Origin of the sequence: Shewanella livingstonensis, assembly GCF_003855395.1 — a bacterium.
GTDB lineage: Bacteria > Pseudomonadota > Gammaproteobacteria > Enterobacterales > Shewanellaceae > Shewanella > Shewanella livingstonensis.
The window spans coordinates 1,560,656-1,580,105 of the sequence record NZ_CP034015.1 but is presented as its reverse complement, the minus strand read 5'-3'; the positions used below and the strand labels follow the sequence as shown (position 1 = coordinate 1,580,105).

14 protein-coding genes are annotated in these 19,450 nt (G+C 39.7%); 9 read left to right on the top strand and 5 right to left on the bottom strand.

Translation table 11 applies throughout. From position 1 onward, the window contains the following. The first annotated feature begins 267 nt into the window (after window positions 1–267). The 7 genes from EGC82_RS06830 (at window position 268) to EGC82_RS06800 (ending at window position 12,654) form a co-directional block, all read left to right on the top strand. On the top strand, window positions 268–1,503 hold the full coding sequence (locus tag EGC82_RS06830; protein ID WP_124730103.1) for a hypothetical protein: 1,236 nt from the start codon (window positions 268–270) through the stop codon (window positions 1,501–1,503). A 271-nt stretch (window positions 1,504–1,774) separates the two neighbouring features. After that, window positions 1,775–2,860, top strand: coding sequence for an efflux RND transporter periplasmic adaptor subunit (locus EGC82_RS06825; protein ID WP_164839103.1), 1,086 nt, complete (start codon window positions 1,775–1,777; stop codon window positions 2,858–2,860). Then, complete coding sequence (locus tag EGC82_RS06820) at window positions 2,860–5,964, top strand: multidrug efflux RND transporter permease subunit (RefSeq protein WP_124730101.1); 3,105 nt, start codon at window positions 2,860–2,862, stop codon at window positions 5,962–5,964. Before EGC82_RS06825 ends, EGC82_RS06820 begins: the two co-directional genes overlap by 1 nt. Window positions 5,965–5,981: 17 nt before the next feature. Continuing rightward, complete coding sequence (locus EGC82_RS06815) at window positions 5,982–6,455, top strand: LabA-like NYN domain-containing protein (RefSeq protein WP_124730100.1); 474 nt, start codon at window positions 5,982–5,984, stop codon at window positions 6,453–6,455. A 728-nt stretch (window positions 6,456–7,183) separates the two neighbouring features. Next, window positions 7,184–11,014, top strand: a complete 3,831-nt coding sequence (locus EGC82_RS06810; protein ID WP_124730099.1) for an EAL domain-containing protein — start codon at window positions 7,184–7,186, stop codon at window positions 11,012–11,014. Between the two features lie 262 nt (window positions 11,015–11,276). Beyond that, the gene (locus EGC82_RS06805) at window positions 11,277–12,179 is read left to right on the top strand and encodes a substrate-binding periplasmic protein (protein ID WP_244212547.1); all 903 of its coding nucleotides are present in this window, start codon (window positions 11,277–11,279) and stop codon (window positions 12,177–12,179) included. A 43-nt stretch (window positions 12,180–12,222) separates the two neighbouring features. Further along, the gene (locus tag EGC82_RS06800; protein ID WP_124730098.1) at window positions 12,223–12,654 is read left to right on the top strand and encodes an acyl-CoA thioesterase; all 432 of its coding nucleotides are present in this window, start codon (window positions 12,223–12,225) and stop codon (window positions 12,652–12,654) included. Window positions 12,655–12,729: 75 nt separating this feature from the next. Here EGC82_RS06800 and EGC82_RS06795 read toward each other — a convergent pair whose 3' ends face one another. Both EGC82_RS06795 and EGC82_RS06790 read right to left on the bottom strand, forming a co-directional pair. Then, window positions 12,730–14,205, bottom strand: coding sequence for a putative bifunctional diguanylate cyclase/phosphodiesterase (locus EGC82_RS06795; protein WP_124730097.1), 1,476 nt, complete (start codon window positions 14,203–14,205; stop codon window positions 12,730–12,732). Between the two features lie 113 nt (window positions 14,206–14,318). After that, the gene (locus EGC82_RS06790; protein WP_124730096.1) at window positions 14,319–15,161 is read right to left on the bottom strand and encodes an HDOD domain-containing protein; all 843 of its coding nucleotides are present in this window, start codon (window positions 15,159–15,161) and stop codon (window positions 14,319–14,321) included. 252 nt (window positions 15,162–15,413) lie between these two features. Here EGC82_RS06790 and trhP point away from each other — a divergent pair, with 252 nt between their 5' ends. After that, window positions 15,414–16,778 carry a prephenate-dependent tRNA uridine(34) hydroxylase TrhP gene (gene trhP / locus EGC82_RS06785; protein WP_124730095.1) on the top strand — a complete coding sequence of 455 codons (1,365 nt, stop codon included), beginning with the start codon at window positions 15,414–15,416 and terminating at the stop codon, window positions 16,776–16,778. 12 nt (window positions 16,779–16,790) lie between these two features. Further along, entirely contained in the window at window positions 16,791–17,039 is a 249-nt protein-coding gene (locus tag EGC82_RS06780) for a YfhL family 4Fe-4S dicluster ferredoxin (protein ID WP_124730094.1), read from the top strand. A 310-nt stretch (window positions 17,040–17,349) separates the two neighbouring features. On the opposite strand, the gene EGC82_RS06775 is transcribed toward EGC82_RS06780, so the two are convergent. The 3 genes from EGC82_RS06775 to ubiT form a co-directional block, all read right to left on the bottom strand. Next, window positions 17,350–18,279, bottom strand: coding sequence for a PA2778 family cysteine peptidase (locus EGC82_RS06775; RefSeq protein ID WP_244212546.1), 930 nt, complete (start codon window positions 18,277–18,279; stop codon window positions 17,350–17,352). A gap of 90 nt (window positions 18,280–18,369) precedes the next feature. Continuing rightward, window positions 18,370–18,750, bottom strand: a complete 381-nt coding sequence (locus tag EGC82_RS06770; protein ID WP_124730092.1) for a PA2779 family protein — start codon at window positions 18,748–18,750, stop codon at window positions 18,370–18,372. A 177-nt stretch (window positions 18,751–18,927) separates the two neighbouring features. Further along, window positions 18,928–19,437: a ubiquinone anaerobic biosynthesis accessory factor UbiT gene (gene ubiT, locus EGC82_RS06765; protein ID WP_124730091.1), complete on the bottom strand. Its 510-nt coding sequence runs from the start codon at window positions 19,435–19,437 to the stop codon at window positions 18,928–18,930. Between the last annotated feature and the right edge of the window lie 13 nt (window positions 19,438–19,450).

Sequence of the window (19,450 nt, the reverse complement as noted above, 5' to 3'; positions counted from 1 at the left end):
GTTTAATAAAGCAGAGCCAAAGTGCTCTGCTTTATTATATTGGCTCGTTTTTTTAAAATTATCACCGAGTTTGAACTATCGAAATATCAACATGTGTCAAAATTTTGTCAATTTATTGTGAGCAATGCACCACAATCTGTTTGTAAAGCCAAAATAACTTCAGTATTATAAATTATTAATGGATTATTTTACTCTTTGCTGATTACACTCAGCGCATTACAGAGTGTCGATGGTTCCAGCCTGTAGAGAAATTTAATGGAGAAATCAGTGAGATACGGTTCAATTAGCCTTGCTTTATTGTGCTTATACGCAAGCAACTCATTTGCGGCACTCGAAGTCATTACCACGTCAGAAAAGCAGACTCTTAACAAAATTGAAAATCAATACGATATCGATACCCTGCTAATCACTGTTAACGACAAATTCTCACAGCTTAATAAAAAAGCTTATGACGTCGAAGGACTGAAAAAAACAATTGTTTCGGAACAAAACCGCTATGATGAGTTAATTGCAGAATTACCGCAGGTGATTCGAGCAAAAACAGCTCTTCCGGAAACCTATAAACAAATTGAAGAATCAGTCAATTTAGTTGATGAGCTAACACTTAAAGCAGAAGAAGACAGTAAACGTCTGGAAACTGAAAAGGTTGAAATATTATCTGAATATGAAGCTATAAATAATAAACGTGCTGCTAAAAGTCAGCAATTATTTAAACTCAAAACAGATATCACTAATCGCTTAATTACAGACTTATCAAAATCAAGCAGTACTCTGCCTGTCAATATTAATGGCTCTACCGAGTGCTCTAAATATCAGACTATCGCAGATTGTTTGAAAGAATCTAAAAGCAGTATTTTATCTAACACGCGCAATGAATCTCCATTTTTAAATGATAAAAGTGTTTTATTGTCGTATGAAGTCGTTGACGCCAACATGAACATGAGAGGCGATTTACATTATAAAGTAGCGATGAACTTTAAGCCTTCTTATAACAATAAAATCGACTCTATGCTCAATGAAAAACTAGGCCTAGTATCAGCGATGGTGACTTTAATCAGTAACGTCCCAGCAGATTGGTATGTTAATGGTACAAAAGTGGGCACCGGTAAAAAACTGTTTCACGAGATCCCTTTAGGTAAACACGGCATTTTAGCCTCATACCAAAATCAAGATAAATCGAGTGTCGAAAACATTGAAGGCAACGGTGTATTTAACTATAAATTCAATGAAGTTGCTTCTACTAAAAAAGTAACTAATGCACCGAAAATGGTTATTGCAGAAGTCCCAAAAGGGATTATTAAGCCTACGCCTAAGCGAGCACAACCTATAGCCCAAAAACCTAAGGCTAAATATACCCTTTTTTCTGACCAAACCAGTATTAAGCTAAGTGATGATGATGCTCAAAAGAAGTCTTCAGATAAAGGTTATGAATATTTTATGGGTGTAACACCAGTAAACAAAAAGCAAAACATTGAGTTTACTAACGAACCTATTAATAAGTAATGGGTTAGTTAAGGTCGTAAAGTCGCTCTTGCGATTAAACCAGAATTAAAAAAACCATATCAATTGATATGGTTTTTTTATGGCTATTTTTATTAAAAACTACCATCTTGATATGCGCCTTGTTACAAAGAAAATCAAAAGCTTTACATTACTTTACGCTCAATTAAGCAAAAATAATTACAATATACCAACATCAATCACCGGCTAGTCATTAGCCAATGTCGTGGCGTAACGACACCTTAAATTATTGCTTATAGAGATGTGTACTCAAATGATCAAAAAACTTGGCCAATGTCTATTTTCAACTACTATATTGATTATTGGATATGTTGGATTTATTCCCAATGTTATCGCCGCACCACCTTCTTCGCGCGCAGAAAAAGTGGTCCCTGTCATCACCGCCACTGTTGAACAGCATGAGCTTTCACAATCAATTACCTTAATAGGAAAGCTCGCAGCCACTCACTCGGTAATGATAGCGCCGCAAGTAGCAGGGAAAATAGACAGTATTGAAATCACATCCAACCAACACGTCAGTAAAGGCCAAGCATTACTGACGCTTGATAATCGCAAAGCCAAAGCCAGTGTCACCGAAGCACAAGCCTATTATCAAGATGAAGTCCGTAAGCTTAATGAGTTTAACAAGTTGATTCACGTTAACGCCATCACCCAAACTGAAATAGAAGCGCAAAAGTCTAGTGTGGATATCGCTTTCGCTCGACTAGAGTCAGCAAAAACAGACCTTGACTACCATACGTTAACGGCACCTTTTTCAGGTAACAGCGGCCTTATAAACTTCAGTCGCGGAAAAATGGTCAGTATCAACGAATCATTATTATCACTTGATGATTTGACCGTATTGCAACTTGATTTACAAGTTCCAGAACATTATCTATCACTATTAAGTACCGGTATGTTAGTAAACGCGACAAGCAGAGCTTGGAGTAAAACGACTTTTACAGGCAACATTATCGCGATTGATCCTCGGGTTAATTCAGCAACGCTCAATCTCAATATTCGTAGCCAGTTTGATAACCAAAAGGGCCAATTAAAACCCGGCATGATGATGTCTGCAACATTAGTTTTCCCTAGCGAGTCATCTCCTATTGTCCCAGTACAAGCGCTTGAATACTCTGGTACTAAACGTTATGTCTATGTAATAGATAAAGACAATGTCGCCAAACGGACCCAAGTGATGTTAGGCGCAAGAATTAAAGATCAAGTATTGCTTGAATCGGGCATCAACATTGGTGATCACATTGTGGTTCAAGGCCTAGTAAACATGCGTGACGGTGTCAAAGTGAAGGACTTAGCCTCTCAATCTACAACAAGTCCTGTTGAACAGGAGCGCAAATAATGTGGTTAAGTGATACGGCTGTTAAACGCCCTGTTGTTGCAATTGTACTCAGTCTATTGCTGTGTGTGTTTGGCTTAGTATCATTCTCTAAACTGTCAGTGAGAGAAATGCCCGACGTACAAAATCCTGTCGTGACCGTGATGACCACTTATAGCGGTGCATCTGCCACGATTATGGAAAGTAAAATAACTAAGAGCCTTGAAGATGAATTAACCGGCATTAGTGGTATTGATGAAATCACTTCCACAACTCGAAATGGTATGTCGCGTATTTCAATCGAATTTGAGCTAGGTTGGGATTTAACCGAGGGCGTTAGTGATGTACGCGATGCCGTAGCCAAAGCACAGCGCCGTTTACCTGATGAAGCTGACGACCCTATTGTATCTAAAGATAATGGTACCGGTGAACCATCGATTTACGTCAACTTAAGCTCTGAAAACATGGATCGTACTCAGCTTACTGATTATGCCCAGCGAGTATTAGAAGATAGATTTAGTTTAATCACTGGCGTTAGTTCAGTTAATATTTCCGGCGGCTTATACAAAGTCATGTACGTGCAGCTAAAACCACAATTAATGGCCGGTAGAAATGTTACCACCAACGATATTGTCAATGCATTGGATACTGAAAACCTCGAAACTCCTGGTGGCGAAGTCCGTAATGACACCACTGTCATGTCAGTCAGAACTAAACGATTATATTACAGTCCAGAAGACTTCAACTACCTCGTGGTTCACACTGCCGACGATGGCACGCCTATTTATCTTAAAGATGTCGCCAATGTGTTTGTTGGGGCTGAAAACGAAAATTCGACTTTTAAAAGCAACGGCATTGTTAACTTAAGCCTAGGTATCGTGCCGCAATCAGATGCAAACCCGTTAGACATATCGATGCGAGTCCAACAAGAAGTCGATAAAGTGCAAAGTTTTTTACCCAAAGGAACACAGTTGGTTGTCGATTATGATGCCAATGTGTTTATTGCTCGCTCAATTAATGAGGTATACAACACCTTGTTCATTACTGGCGTGCTAGTTATTCTAGTGTTGTACATTTTTATCGGTCAAGTACGAGCCACGCTTATCCCCGCAGTAACCGTTCCAGTATCGTTAATTGCAGCCTTTATGGCGGCCTATAGCTTAGGTTACTCAATTAACTTATTAACCTTAATGGCGCTGATTTTAGCTATTGGGCTAGTGGTTGATGACGCCATTGTGGTGGTAGAAAACATCTTCCATCATATTGAACAAGGTGAAGAGCCATTACTCGCAGCATATAAAGGTACTCGTGAAGTCGGTTTTGCGGTTATTTCAACCACGCTAGTACTCGTGATGGTATTTTTACCCATTTCCTTTATGGATGGCATGGTTGGTTTACTGTTTACAGAATTTTCGGTCATGTTGGCAATGTCGGTATTGTTTTCATCGCTTATCGCCCTGACTCTAACTCCAGTGATGAGCAGTAAGTTATTAAAAGCCAATGTGAAAAAAAATCGTTTTAATATTGCCATCGATAATGGGTTTGCCCGTATAGAGCAACGTTATCGTAGTATGGTCAAGTGGGCATTACGCTGGCGTATGGCAGCGCCAATAATTATTATTGCCTGTATTGGTGGTAGCTATTTACTCATGCAACAAGTGCCCGCACAATTATCGCCACAAGAAGATCGCGGAGTACTATTTGCGTTTATTAAAGGCGCTGAAGGCACCAGTTATAATCGTATGATCGCCAATATGGATATAGTTGAAAGCAGACTGATGCCGTTATTAGGTCAAGGGGTCGTGAAATCATTTAGCGTTGAAGCGCCAGCATTTGGCGGACGAGCAGGAGACCAAACCGGCTTTGCTATTATCCAACTGGAAGATTGGCAAGATCGTGATACCGATATTAAACAAGCCTTAGCGCTAATTAGCCAAACCTTAAAAGATATTCCCGATGTGATGGTACGCCCTATGCTGCCGGGATTCAGAGGTCAATCAAGCGAACCAGTGCAATTTGTGCTCGGCGGATCGGACTATTCTGAGTTATTTAAATGGGCTCAAGTACTGCAACAAGAAGCCGATGCTAGCCCTATGCTGGAAGGTGCTGATTTAGATTACGCCGAAACGACCCCAGAACTAGTAGTGACGGTAGATAAACAGCGGGCGGCAGAGTTGGGCATTAGCGTGTCAGAAATATCCACCACCTTAGAAATTATGTTGGGCGGGCGCAGTGAAACGACTTTTGTTGAACGAGGCGAAGAATATGATGTCTATCTTCGTGGCGATGAAAACAGCTTTAACAGCGTCACTGACCTCAGTAAAATTTACTTTCGAAGTAGCAAAGGCGAGCTTATCACCCTCGATACGGTAACCAAAGTTGAAGAGGTCGCTTCACCACAGCGGCTCAGCCATACCAACAAGCAAAAATCGATCACTATTAAAGCCAATTTAGGTGAAGGTTATACCCTAGGCGAAGCACTAGACTTTTTAGAGCAACGCGCTATAACACTACTGCCAAATGATATTTCAATTGCTTACACTGGTGAGTCAAAAGACTTTAAAGAAAATCAAACCGGAGTGTTGATTGTATTTGGCTTAGCCCTGCTAATTGCCTATCTAGTATTGGCCGCTCAATTTGAAAGTTTTATCAATCCAGCAGTGGTGATGTTTACCGTTCCAATGGGAATTTTCGGTGGTTTTATTGGCTTAGTACTCACTCATCAAGGGATGAATATCTATAGCCAAATTGGTATGATCATGTTAATTGGTATGGTTACCAAAAATGGTATTCTCATCGTTGAGTTTGCCAATCAATTGCGTGATCGCGGTTTATCACTCGATAAGGCTATTATTGATGCATCAGCGCGTCGTTTACGGCCGATATTAATGACCGCCTTCACCACATTAATTGGGGCTATCCCCCTGATAATGTCTACCGGCGCTGGCAGTGAAAGCCGCATTGCGGTAGGAACTGTGATATTCTTCGGCATGGCATTTGCGACTATTGTCACCCTATTGGTGATCCCCGCAATGTATCGACTTATCTCTTCATCAACTCACTCTCCAGGGTTTGTTGAAGCACAACTTAATGACGCCATTGCTGCTCAAAAAGCACAACAGCCTTAATTTTTACAGGTGTAATAATGACAACGCTTGCCGTATTTGTAGATGTGCAAAATATTTATTACACCTGTAAGCAAGGTTTTGGGCGTTCATTTAACTATCGCGCTTTATATAAACGTTTGGCAGCCCAAGGCAATATTAGTCACGCTATTGCTTACGCCATTTCACCGGTTGATGATGGCCAGGTTAAGTTTCAAGATGCGCTAAAACATATTGGCTTTACCGTGAAAACCAAGCCTTATATTCAGCGTAGCGATGGTTCTGCCAAAGGTGATTGGGACGTTGGGATCACTATCGACATGCTGGAGATAGCTCCCACAGTTGATGAAGTTATTTTGCTCTCTGGTGATGGTGATTTTGATTTATTACTCCAAAAAATCAACCAAACTACTACATGTTATACCCATGTATTAAGTGTTGAACGCCTCACGGCAAAATCATTAACTGATCAAGCGCAACAATTCACGGCAATAGATCCATCGCTTCTTATTTAACAGCCCAAACCTAACGGGTTCCGTTAGGACTGGTTAATCTTTCAAAGTTGTTTTGGCAGGCAATTGCTGGTGATTACTTGCATAAAAAGCTACAAGGCAGTTATTTAATTATTCTACAGAAAAATCGACAACACCAAATAAATCAGTAACAAACGCTACCGAAGGATTCGGCTAAAACGTTTTACTCTTTATTGAGATTCTTTTTATTGAGGTTCTCTTTACTAATGGATAGTTGCCTAGATTACTAGGCTGTAAACCCACTACATCGATTATCACGCTTTTATCTCGAACAAGATCTTCAATATTGAAACCTTGCTTACAGAGTTTCAGCTATTTGAGGTAAGTTAACCTTAATGAATGAAGGCTAACCCTGCTTAGTAACGAAACTTGTTACAACAATTTCACTCGTCTCAACTCAGGAAATAAACGTTTATCAAACAGCCCTTCACTTCGCTATTTGGTTATATCGACTTATAACAAACCCATTATTTGTGCCTCTATTCACTTTATTTACTATACATAAATAACGAACTTGATATTGATGATTTTAAAACACATTGATATACATCACTTTATGCGCTCTTTTATCTATAGAAAGGTTAAGTCGATCCCAAAGCCATAAACAATGTTATTATTTTGTTGTGAAAAGTAGTAGCTATATTTACAATATATCATCCTGTTACGATAGGTATCAAAATCAGTTTTCTATAAAAATAATAAGGTATCTGATGCTGCTAAGTTTCCAGAGATGGGTATGCTCCCTGTTATGCTTACTTTTATTCATTACCTTCACTCCATCATCCGATGCCAAACAGTTCCAGATAGATCGACTTAATATCGCTGACGGCTTACCGTCAACCACAATAAACACCCTCTATCAGCAAAAAAATGGCTTTTTATGGTTTGCTACCGACGCGGGAGTGAGCCGATACGATGGTCAAGAATTTATCCATTTTCAGTTTTCGCCGGGGACAAGTAAGCATATATCGAATAACTTTGTTACCGATATTATAGAAGACTCTCAAGGCAATATTTGGTTTGCTACCGAAGATGGGCTCAATCAACTCAACGTAGATGATGAACTTAATATCTACCCTACTGCACAGCAACCTTTCGCTCAAAATACTAATTGGATAATGCGCTTATATCTGGATTCAAAACGCCAACTGTGGATAGGTACAGGCAGTGGTTTACAATATAAGACCGAAAATGGAACCGATTTTATCTCGGTGCCATTATATTTACATCAGCAAGATAGCCCTACCGAAACATCCGTTTATAGCATAGTAGAAGATACCCAACATCGACTTTGGGTCGGTACTGACTATGGTTTGGCAGTATTGCAGCCCAACGCAACAAAAATGCTGCTGTATCAACCTGATAAAGCACAAGCAATATCCTCAAAGACATCATCTGTTACTACTACAGATTTATTTAGTGATTACATTCTAGTGAGTCAAATAGACAACCAAGGCCAAATTTGGTTTGGTAGCCAACATTTTGGGTTAATTAAATTTATGCCCAATGACAATACATTCCAACATTTTTTTAATCCCAAACAACCACATCCCGGTGGCATCCCGAGTAACTACATCACCAGCATAGCAATTAAAGATGAACAACATATTTGGATTGGTACCGATAACGGTGCGGCAAATTTAACCGTTGCCAGTGAACATTTTGATTGGCTAAGCTCGCAAATGTTTAATCCACAATCACTGCCGAGTAATAATGTTGATGACGTTTTTATCGATCATTCTGGACTCGTCTGGTTTGCGACTAACCAAGGCGCGGCATATTACACCCCACTGAAACAATCAAGTCGTCTTTATAAACCACTGGCAAGTCAATCTGAGTTATCGGGAGCCAATGTCTATGCCATAGCCTTAACTCAATCAGGTGAAGCTTGGGTAGCAACAGATAACGGTATCGATAAGATAAACATTGATAATAAAACAGTCACATTAGGGCCGCTAAAAAATAAACAAAACACGACCTTAATCCATAATATTTGGAATGTAAAAACGGATAAAGATAATAATCTATGGTTTTCTCATGCTGAAGGAGTGAGCTTTTATGACCAACGCCAAGACACAGTGCAGCATTTTAGTAATAAAGCCAATAACCCCTATGGATTTCCTAATACTGACTTTTACACCGTGGACCCTGATCGTGAAGGCAATGTGTGGATCACTGGATATTTAGACGCCGGTGTTATGTTATTTAATCCGCAAAAAGGTTTACTAAAACATTACTTTAACGATAGTGACAATCTTTATACTTCCGGTGGCAACTTCACCTTCGACAGCTTAATCAGTCAACGAGGTGAGTTATGGTTAGCCACCACCAATGGTATTTTTATTGTTGATCCTAAAACTGACATGACATCACATTTAAATTTAGGTAATGAAAGAGAGAATATTCGAATAGGTGGTATTTTTGAGGATCAACAAGGTATTATATGGGCTGCAACGCAAGGGCTCGGGCTAGCAAAAATAATTCCAACGCCTGATGCTCCACAGGGATTTAGCATCGAATATATTACCCGTAAGCAAGGTCTACCTGATAACCGCTTAAAAGCTGTCATCGGCGATGATAAAGGTAATCTATGGTTAACCAGTCAACATATGTTGATAAAGTATAATCCCCAGACACGTGAGGTAAATGTATACCCTAGTGTGATAAGTACGGATAACTTAACCTTCAATGAAGCCGCTATTGTGTATTATCAAAATCAACTGCTTTTAGGCTCAAATAAAGGGGCTATACAACTAGACATCAACACCATTAGCCAAAACAATTTTGCACCGCCAGTGCATATTACATCAGCAAAAATAGCCAACCAATCCTACATTAATATTAATAGTCATAACCTTCCACCTAAGCCTGTACTTGATTATGACAACAACATGATCCAGTTTTCATTTGCGTCGTTAGACTATACCGCCCCTGAGCGAAACCAGTATCGATATAGGTTAGCGGGCTTCGATCAAGATTGGCAAAGCACACTACAGCCTCGTGCGATGTACACTAATTTAGCGGCGGGTGATTATGTGTTTAAAGTGCAAAGTACCAACAGCGACGGCATATGGAGTAACCAGCAAGCTGAGTTTGCTTTTAACATAAAAAAAGCCTGGTGGTATTATGCGCTAATCAGTTCAGGCTTAATCATTTTATTAATCATCATACTGTTTGCATTATCACGTATTAAACAAATGAAAGAGCTCAGTCGCCGAGCTAACTTTGACAGTTTAACCGGATTGGCAAACCGATTTCATTTCAATCAACAATTGTCATTACTGGTGTCTAATCCCTACAACACTGCAGCCGTCGTGTTTATCGATTTAGATCACTTTAAAGAAGTTAACGACTCTATGGGACACGATGTAGGTGATGAACTCATTATCCAAGTGGGTAAACGCCTACAGCATTGCTTAAGCCAACAAGATGTTTTGGCTCGTCTTGGCGGCGATGAATTCGCCTTAATCATTCCATACGAGCAGACTGCTAGCGACGTTAACCGAGATTTAGTCAACATCATTGAACGCGTTCGACAAACACTAAACAAAGGCTATCAAATTAATCAGTATTGGCTAAACAGTTCTGCCAGTATTGGTGTGGCATGCTTTCCTGAAGATGGTAGAGATGCCAAAACATTATTAAAACATGCCGACACAGCCATGTATGCCGCTAAACAGAATGGTCGTAATGGCAGTTATTTTTTTAACGAAACCTTATCCACGGCACTATTAGAAAGATTGTTGATTAAAGATCAATTAAATAATGCGCTGTCTGATGCGCAATTTGAAGTACATTACCAGCCAAAATGCTGTGTCGATAGCCATAAAATTGTCGGCTTAGAGGCGTTGCTTCGTTGGAAACATCCACAACATGGAATGATTTCACCTGTGCGCTTTATTGATCAAGCAGAAGACAGTGGCCTAATAATCGATATAGGATTATGGGTACTTGAACAAGCATGCCAGCAAGGTTACCGTTGGCATCAACAAGGGATTCTAAGAGGCAATATTTCAGTCAATATCTCGCCGGTTCAATTATCACAACCGACGATTGTAGATGATATCGCAGCCATTTTAGAGCGTACCGCCTTCCCGGCTCATTATCTTGAACTGGAAATAACCGAATCATTGCTTATTAAAGACTTAAACGCCGCACAAGATGTACTATTAGCACTGAAACAGTTGCGCGTACGTATAGCACTCGATGACTTTGGCAAAGGCTACTCATCATTAAACTATTTGACTCAGTTCCCGATTGATACGTTAAAAATAGATAAGGGCTTTTTAAGCCGTATTTTACCGGAAGAAACTAGCAATATTGTATTACGAAACATCATTACCCTAGGAAATGAACTGAAATTAGATGTGATTGCCGAAGGGGTCGAAACTCATGCCCAATTGCGTAAACTCAAACAGTATAACTGCAAAATAGTTCAAGGTTTTTTGTTCAGTCAGGCCCTGGATGTCACTCAATTAGAAACCTGTCTGCAACATAACCAGTTAACCTTACGGGAGTATGTCGGAGCTCCAAATGAGTAACGTAAGCTATGACAAGTTATTGCTAAGAAGCAACAAACATCATCAACAACTCACGACTAATCTTTAGCAGCTGAGATACAAAAAAGTGCCAAAAATGAACTGGTAACCTGTTAATCAGTATATAGGATAAACGTTACCTGAGGATCTTAATCTATAGGCGTTGATATGGATAAAGTATTAATACAACACAACTCATACAGCGTAAAACGCTTACTTATTTAGTATCGCATACCGATTAATTTAATCACTCAGAATTCAGCTAATGAAAGCCCTCTATGATTTGGAATATCACTTTATGGACAAAAGTGTTAATATTCTCCCGCCGTGGCAGGACACTTTAATAAAGGATTATATGTCGTTAATACGCTACCAAAGCCCACTTTTTGATGACCTTTCTATGTCCAAACGAGATCGTTTATTGATCCATTTTATATTAATGCTAATGAGCGTTATGTGCTCAGTTAACTCAACCATCGCCATAGCAGAACCATTAGCAATTACTTTAGCTGCTGAAGATAGTTGGCCTCCCTTTGCTGATGAAGTCGGAAGAGGTATTTCCCACAACATTATCCGCCATGCTTTTGAACTAGTCGATGTAGATGTTTCAACTATCGTGGTGCCTTATGCTCGAGGCTTGATTATGACCGAACGCGGTTCGGTTGATGGCGTGTTTAATGTCACGAGGGAGCAAAGCACTATTGATCGATTTGTATTCGGTAATGAACCTTTGTTTACCGTAACGGCTTCGTTCTTTTTTGCCAAAGAATACCCTAGCCTCGCAAATGATAAATGGCAACTCCCAGCAAAAAGCAGCATTGGTATTGTAAATGGTTATGAATACGGAGATGAATTCCTGGTGCTTGTAGAAAAATTAAAACTGCAAGTTATCACCGTCAATAGTCAGCGCCAATTAATTAATTTGCTATTAGTAGGCAGAATTGACTCCGCTATTATGTATGATCTTGTTGCTGATGTTTATATTAAACAGATGGGGGTGAGTAATGATATAAAAGCGAAATTTAATAACCATACTAGTGAAATATTTGTCGCATTTTCTAAACTTAATCCGCAATCAAAACACCTTAGCCAGTTACTCGACAAAGGGTTATTAACATTACAAAAACAAGGCAAATATAATCAATTGCTTCTACCATCAAATGAGTAATCACTCGATAATTAATCATTTAATAACATAAGGTCATAGTGTAATGAGTCATGCCCCTGTGGAGCCTAAATACAGCCTAGTCCACTCTTTTGCAGTACAAATTTATTATGAGGATACCGACTTTTCTGGTGTGGTATATCATCCTAATTTTTTAAAATATTTCGAACGAGCACGTGAACATGTTATTGGCGCAGATGTACTAAGCCAACTTTGGCAGCAACAACAATTGGGTTTTGCCGTTTATCGCAGCGATATGTTATGTCACGATGGAGTTGAATTTGCAGATATTATTGATGTACGCACACAATTTTATTTTGAAAGTAAGTATCGTACTGTGTGGAAACAGGAAATATGGCGACCTAATGCTAAAAAACCTGCGGTAACAGCAACAATTGAAATGGTCTGTATGAATAAAAAACGTCAACTTGCGCCTATGCCTGCAGAGCTGATAGCCTATTTATCAAGAGGATTTTAGCTCTTTACCTTCCCTTTACTTGCAAGGGTGTTATGGCTGATTCATGTATTAAGAGCTAGTGAGCGGCTAATTGAGTTAAGGATAATTAAGTTGCAGATAACTGTGTTCAAACTCACTGGCAGTAAAAGGTTTGGCAAAATAATCACCTTGGATAGTATCTACTCCCAAAAGATGTAAGCTATCTAACACCGATTTAGATTCAACACCTTCAACGGTCACTTCAAAACCAAGGTTTTTAGCAAGCTCAATACTGGTCTTAACAATTTGTTTAGCGGCTTGAGAGGTTTCAAACTCATCTAAAAAGGCTTTATCAATTTTCACTTCATCAACGGGTAAATGACGTAAATAAGCCAAAGAAGAGTGGCCAGTACCAAAATCATCAATGGCAAGCTTAACTCCAATATCGCGTAATTGATGTAAAGTCACAATCGTTTGCTCGAGTGATTTCATTAAAACACTTTCAGTAATTTCAATCGTAATAGTGTCAGCAGGAACCAGATACTGGGATAATTTTGTCGCAACATCAGCCGCAAGGTTTGGATTATCTAAATCAGTTGACGACAAATTAATCGCCACATTAACGTAAACGCCCATATTTCGCCATTTTGCTTGTTGAGCTAACACGTTATCCAGCACCCAAGTACTCAAGAGATCAATCATTCCGGTCTGTTCTGCTAATGGAATAAATTCATTAGGCGAAATTAAGCCTAAACCTTCATGTTGCCAACGGATTAATGCCTCTACTTGCTTACATTTACCACTTTTTATATCTAGTTTTGGTTGGAACACCATAAATAATTGATTTTGTTTTAACCCTTTAGGCAGGCCATTAATGATTAATAATTCTCTGTACTGGGCTTTATCATCATCTTGATCATAAAAAGCCATCGGCTGTTTTAATGTTTTGGCTTTTTTCAGTGCCAAATCTAAACGACGCAGCATCAAACTAACATCGGCATGATGTTCACTTAATGACAGCACCCCTAATTGCATTTTGATACTGATTGGCTGCTGTTCTATTTCAAACGGCTTTTGTAAGTCATTTTTTATTGTCAGTAACTGCTCAACGGTAACCGGTTGCTGAAAAAACAACAGAAACTCGTTACCATTCATGCGCGCAATAAACTGTGCTTTACAGTTAAGGTTATCTATCCGCTTGGCAAATGCTTTGAGTAATTTATCACCAAATAAAAAGCCAAACAGATCATTTACAAACCGAAATTGTCGAATGTCCACCAGCACTAGCATGCCTTCAGAAATGGGCATTTTAGATAGCATTTTACGTTTAAAACCGACGCGATTAGCTAAACCAGTTAGCTTGTCTCGCTCGGCACTAAATAGGTTCGATTGATGTAAATCATGAAGAACGTTAATAAGGGGTTTTAGCGATGCTGAAGAAGAATCAATGTTAAATGAATCTTGATTAAGTAATTGCAATTGTAACGAATGAGTCAATTTTTGAATAAAATGACGCTGACGCCAATAAAGAAGTGCAACAGTGCACAACATCATCACAATTGTAAATAATACTATCGTTAGTAAAACATTCATTCAGTATTCATCACGTTACAATTATAGCCATCAGTTCAATATTGGTAACAATATCACTTAGATATTGATTTTTTAACGTTGACTCATATTCGTTAAATAGGCCCAATATATCGTTATTCGTAACTTTGCTTAATCGAATGATACATTTCAATAAACTCGTCACTGGCAAGATCATCTGGTGTAACGGGCAAACCACGTTTAACAAAAACGCCGAGTCTTTCTTCTAATTCTTCACCGGCACGCAGCTCGCCAGTATAAAATGCAGCTGAACGAATAAAGTCGAGATAGGTTACTTTTTCAGGCATGTAATGTAAGTCCGCCCAACGCTCAACCACTTCCATTACCTCTGGGGCAAAGTCCCAGGTTTTTAATACCGCACGGCCAATCGGCCCCTGCATTTTTCGGACTAAGCTGCGTAAATCATCAATTCGGCCGAACAACTCAGGATGAACTTCCGCTTCTGTTAATACCGGTAACGCCCCAATATTATGCACTAAACCCGCCAGCGTCAGCGTATCACGATCTAATTTTTTAGTCGGATTGCGCTTGTTATATATTTCTAACATCGCACAGGACGAAGCGGTCACTTCAATAGAGGTATTCCATACTTCATCCATCACTTCCCAGACCATTTCGTTGGTTGAGATAAAGAGTTGCTCCATGGCAACTGACGTCGTGATTGATTTAATTTGCACTAAGCCAATACGGCTAACCGCGGCATTGATACTCTCAGCTTTATTGCCTCGAGAATATAAAGCACTATTAGCCACTTTAATAATACGGGCAGAAATAGCGGCATCTTGACCAATAATATCAGCAACTTGCTTAAGGCTCGAATCTTTACGAGACACGACTTCTTGAACACGCATAGCCACTTCAGGCAATGTTGGTAAAATTAAAGCATCATCTTTAAGCTTTTTTAGTAGTCCAACCAACAGTTGATGTTCCGTAGACATATGGTCTCCATAAATAAATAGTCACTAATGTTAGGATTATATACCCAAACCGATGACGTTTGCGATTACTCAACTGAGCAGGACTCAATTAAATATATCATTCAGTTTTGATTTATCGGTTAAAAATATCCATTGATGTTATAAAAATACAACCGACCTCACAAATACCAAGGCTATATTTGTCCCCGCTAATATCCTTAAGTAAGCTGCGGCCCTTGAATCACACAATGTTCAACTAGGTCGAGAAAAACCATGTTTAAACCTGAATTATTATCTCCCGCCGGTACGCTTAAAAATATGCGTTACGCCTTTGCTTATGGTGCCGATGCTGTTTACGCTGGCCAACCTCGTTATAGTTTACGAGTTAGAAATAATGATTTTAAAATGGAAACTCTCGCGGCAGGTATTGAAGAGGCTCATGCCCTAGGCAAAAAATTGTATGTTGTCAGTAATATTGCCCCGCACAATGCTAAGCTAAAAACCTATATTAAAGACATGCAACCTGTGATTGCGATGAAACCCGATGCGGTGATCATGTCTGACCCTGGGCTTATCATGATGGTCCGCGAAGCGTTTCCTGAACAAGTCGTTCACTTATCGGTTCAAGCAAATGCCATCAACTGGGCCTCGGTCAAATTTTGGCAACAACAAGGCATTAAGCGAGTCATTTTATCGCGTGAGTTATCACTGGATGAAATTGAAGAGATTCGTCAACGCTGTCCAGATATTGAATTAGAAGTGTTTGTTCACGGCGCACTTTGCATGGCGTACTCAGGCCGTTGTTTGCTCTCCGGCTATATGAATAAACGCGATCCTAATCAAGGAACCTGTACCAATTCATGCCGTTGGAAATACGATGTGCACCCAGCACAGCAAACAGAGACTGGCGATATCATCCCTGTAGCTCCAACTGTACAGTTTGAAAGCCCTACATTAGGTTCAGGCCAACCCAGTAGCGACATTGTCCTATTACAAGAAGCTGGTCGTCCTGGCGAGTATATGCCTGCATTTGAAGATGAACATGGCACTTACATTATGAACTCAAAAGATTTACGAGCGATTCAACATGTAGATCGGTTAACTAGAATGGGTATTGATTCATTAAAAATTGAAGGTCGTACTAAATCTTTTTACTATGTGGCCCGCACCGCACAATTATATCGCCAAGCGATTGAAGATGCCGCAACTGGCAAAGACTTTGATCGTACATTAATGAACAACCTTGAAGGCTTAGCACATCGTGGCTATACCGAAGGGTTTTTACGTCGTCACGTTCATGATGAATATCAAAATTATCAATACGGCCATTCAGTGAGTGATAGTCAGCAATTTGTTGGTGAATTCACCGGCAAACGAAATATTGAAGGGTTAGCTGAAATTGATGTTAAAAATAAATTCTCGGTCGGCGACAGTGTTGAAATAATGACAACCGAAGGTAATTTTGTTATCACTATTGAATCGTTATTTAATCGCAAAGGTGAATCAATCAATTCAGCTTTAGGTTCGGGGCATTTTGTGTTTCTAGCGCTTGGGGCAGATATTAATATCGACAAAGCCATGCTAATGCGTAACTTACCTGAGGGAATGGATACTAGAAACCCTCATCAACCTGCTTAACATGAGGGTTTTATGGCATTAATCATTGACGATAGCTGCATTAATTGTGATATGTGTGAGCCCGAATGCCCCAATGAGGCGATCACTATGGGCGAAGAAGTGTATGAAATTGATCCCGCATTGTGTACCGAATGTGTTGGCCATTACGATAAACCGACCTGTGTATCAGTTTGCCCGATTGATTGTATTGACCCAGACCCGGAGCATAAGGAGTCTCAAGACGAGCTTTTAATCAAATATGCTCGGCTCACAGGCAAGTAGACAAAATAACACTGCCAGAGAAGGTAGCAATGCAGCAGTGTAAATAAACTTAACTTGCGAAGTGTTGACTCATAATATTTCACTAAACTCGCAGCATCGGTAATGGCTTCAACCCCTGTCATATTTTGAATGTGACCACTTATAATGCGATAGCCTTGAATACAATAGTCTTGAATGTAACGACTTTGAATGTAATGACTTTGAGTGCGGCTACACAGAGTTAACAAAAGAAGATGACAAAATGAATTTTGTCATCTTCTTTTGTGGGTTTATTTATGTGCTGAGCGCCAATAAGACCGATTGAGCAAGCTTAATTAAATGCCCCTAAAGGAGTTTCGTTAACTGAACAACGTACATTATCTGACATTTTTTCTATGTCATTTTTAGTGTTTAGCATATTGTCATCTTCAGGTTGCAATTTAAGCGCTTTATCAATCGTCTCTATTGCACGCAGTTTACAACCCGCGACAGACAAACTATAGGCATAGTTATTTAAATAAGCGGCCTGCTGTTCAGCCTGTTTCGCGGTATAACTTAATCCCTGTTGATACCAAAAAGCGGCCTTTGCGTTATCAATAGCTAAATAATAATTTCCCAGCAAAAAGTAACTCAACCAGTAGTCTGGCCATTGTCTAGTTGCATTTTTAAGGGCATTAACCCCAGGAGTAGATTGACCAATACTGAGCAAATCTTGGGCGGCGCTGGTGTAAATAAACCGGTCAAAATGTGAACTGACCTTATCTACCGGCACTGCAGCCAACAACCAATACTGACCTCGCAACCAGGTTCGTTCAAAGACTTTAAGTTCCGCAATCCGGTTTTTATCTGTGCCTGAATGGAGCACTACCTGCTGATGATCAAGGTCATAGCCTGTCACTACTGCGTAATGCCACATGGGATACCATGAGGTTGATAGATTTTGTAAAATAATAACTGGAATATCTTCACTCACCAACGACAGTAGTTGTGTCAGATTACCCGGTTCTGCATAAGCAAGCAGCCCCTGTTGACGCGCGGCGGCCACCATTTCAATTTGCAAACTACCCTGTAAATCAGGAATAAACAGTGCGGGCGCTATTTGCTGAGGTGTTTTACTTATCCCGTAAAAATTGAACACTTCAGCGAGGGTTGTAGGACCACAGAAATAATCCTCTTGAGGGTAAAAAGGAACCTCAGGGATTTGATATCTAGCCGAAATGTCGGGCGGGTTGGCTAATAGAATGGCTGTCTGGGGCGGCACCGATAGACAGCCGCTAAGAAATAAACAAAAGCCAGTTATGCAAATGGCTTTTGTGAACATGCTGATGCGACTCATATTTGGTAATACGATTTAGTTTATCGGCCGAATGAAAGAAAATACATCGGTTACACCCACTAAATCAAGTACCACCAATACTACTAATACCGTGACAACAACCCCAACTACGCCACCAGCAGCTGCAGGCATATCATTTATCTGGGTATTTAATTGATTGACTTCCTGATCGGTCATACTGGCAATACGCATTTCAGCATCCGCCAAACTAACACCAAGTGCTACCAGTTTGTTTTGTACTTCAACGTTATCAAGCATTGAAATAACTTGTTGTTTATTATATATGTTTTGTTGTTGAACAATAACCTGTTCCGAAGACACGATGCCAGCGTGGGCGGTTGAAATACAAGTCAAATAAGTTAACATTACTGCGGCGACTACAAGAACTTTTTTCATTGGATTGCCTTTGATTTAGCGAATGTAAATTTCTGATAGAGAGTAGAGTTAATGTTGAGTAATAACAAGCTATATTGGATTGTACCCAGTAGATTAATGATGTCATCAGTCAAAGCTACTCAACCTTTTCAGTTCGCGGCAGCTTGTTTGTGTGCACACTTCAATTGATGGTATCAATCATTCACTGGGGTTTAATATGTTGAGCATTTTTGCTAGCTGTTCAATACCTATCCGAGCGGGTTTAGGTAAGTTATCTAACTCAATGGACAACAATAGATTTTTAACTTCTAAACCTAACTCAGTATCGCCTTCTATACGTAATTTACGCTGAAAAAACAGTGTGTCGGGGTCTTCTTTACCTGCCGCAACCAAAATTAATTCAGGCACATTAGCGCTTAATGTCACATCGGGCTGAGTAAAGGCACGCACCCGTAATTGTTGTTCCACACCCACCTCAAAACGCAAACCAATATCATCAACACAAATGCCTACCCATTTTTGTTTGAGAAAATCGAGTTCATCGGACTTCAATTGTTGTGCTAACACGATATTGAGTAGTTTATTAATGACGACTATTTTTAACTTTTCTGGTATCACATTAAGCGATCGACGACTCACTTGAGGCGCAAAATGTAATACATTTTTTGCTAATTGTTGCGATAATTGTTGTGTAAATGCTTGTGCCATCGAGAGTACCTAC

What these genes read in the sequence shown, in the direction of transcription:
- trhP (WP_124730095.1), top strand. Translation starts at nt 15,414, where the DNA reads ATGTTTAAACCTGAATTATTATCTCCCGCCGGTACGCTTAAAAATATG.
- EGC82_RS06820 (WP_124730101.1), top strand. Translation starts at nt 2,860, where the DNA reads ATGTGGTTAAGTGATACGGCTGTTAAACGCCCTGTTGTTGCAATTGTA.
- EGC82_RS06780 (WP_124730094.1), top strand. Translation starts at nt 16,791, where the DNA reads ATGGCATTAATCATTGACGATAGCTGCATTAATTGTGATATGTGTGAG.
- EGC82_RS06790 (WP_124730096.1), bottom strand. Translation starts at nt 15,161, where the DNA reads ATGTCTACGGAACATCAACTGTTGGTTGGACTACTAAAAAAGCTTAAA.
- EGC82_RS06825 (WP_164839103.1), top strand. Translation starts at nt 1,775, where the DNA reads ATGATCAAAAAACTTGGCCAATGTCTATTTTCAACTACTATATTGATT.
- ubiT (WP_124730091.1), bottom strand. Translation starts at nt 19,437, where the DNA reads ATGGCACAAGCATTTACACAACAATTATCGCAACAATTAGCAAAAAAT.
- EGC82_RS06770 (WP_124730092.1), bottom strand. Translation starts at nt 18,750, where the DNA reads ATGAAAAAAGTTCTTGTAGTCGCCGCAGTAATGTTAACTTATTTGACT.
- EGC82_RS06815 (WP_124730100.1), top strand. Translation starts at nt 5,982, where the DNA reads ATGACAACGCTTGCCGTATTTGTAGATGTGCAAAATATTTATTACACC.
- EGC82_RS06795 (WP_124730097.1), bottom strand. Translation starts at nt 14,205, where the DNA reads ATGAATGTTTTACTAACGATAGTATTATTTACAATTGTGATGATGTTG.
- EGC82_RS06800 (WP_124730098.1), top strand. Translation starts at nt 12,223, where the DNA reads ATGAGTCATGCCCCTGTGGAGCCTAAATACAGCCTAGTCCACTCTTTT.
- EGC82_RS06810 (WP_124730099.1), top strand. Translation starts at nt 7,184, where the DNA reads ATGCTGCTAAGTTTCCAGAGATGGGTATGCTCCCTGTTATGCTTACTT.
- EGC82_RS06805 (WP_244212547.1), top strand. Translation starts at nt 11,277, where the DNA reads ATGAAAGCCCTCTATGATTTGGAATATCACTTTATGGACAAAAGTGTT.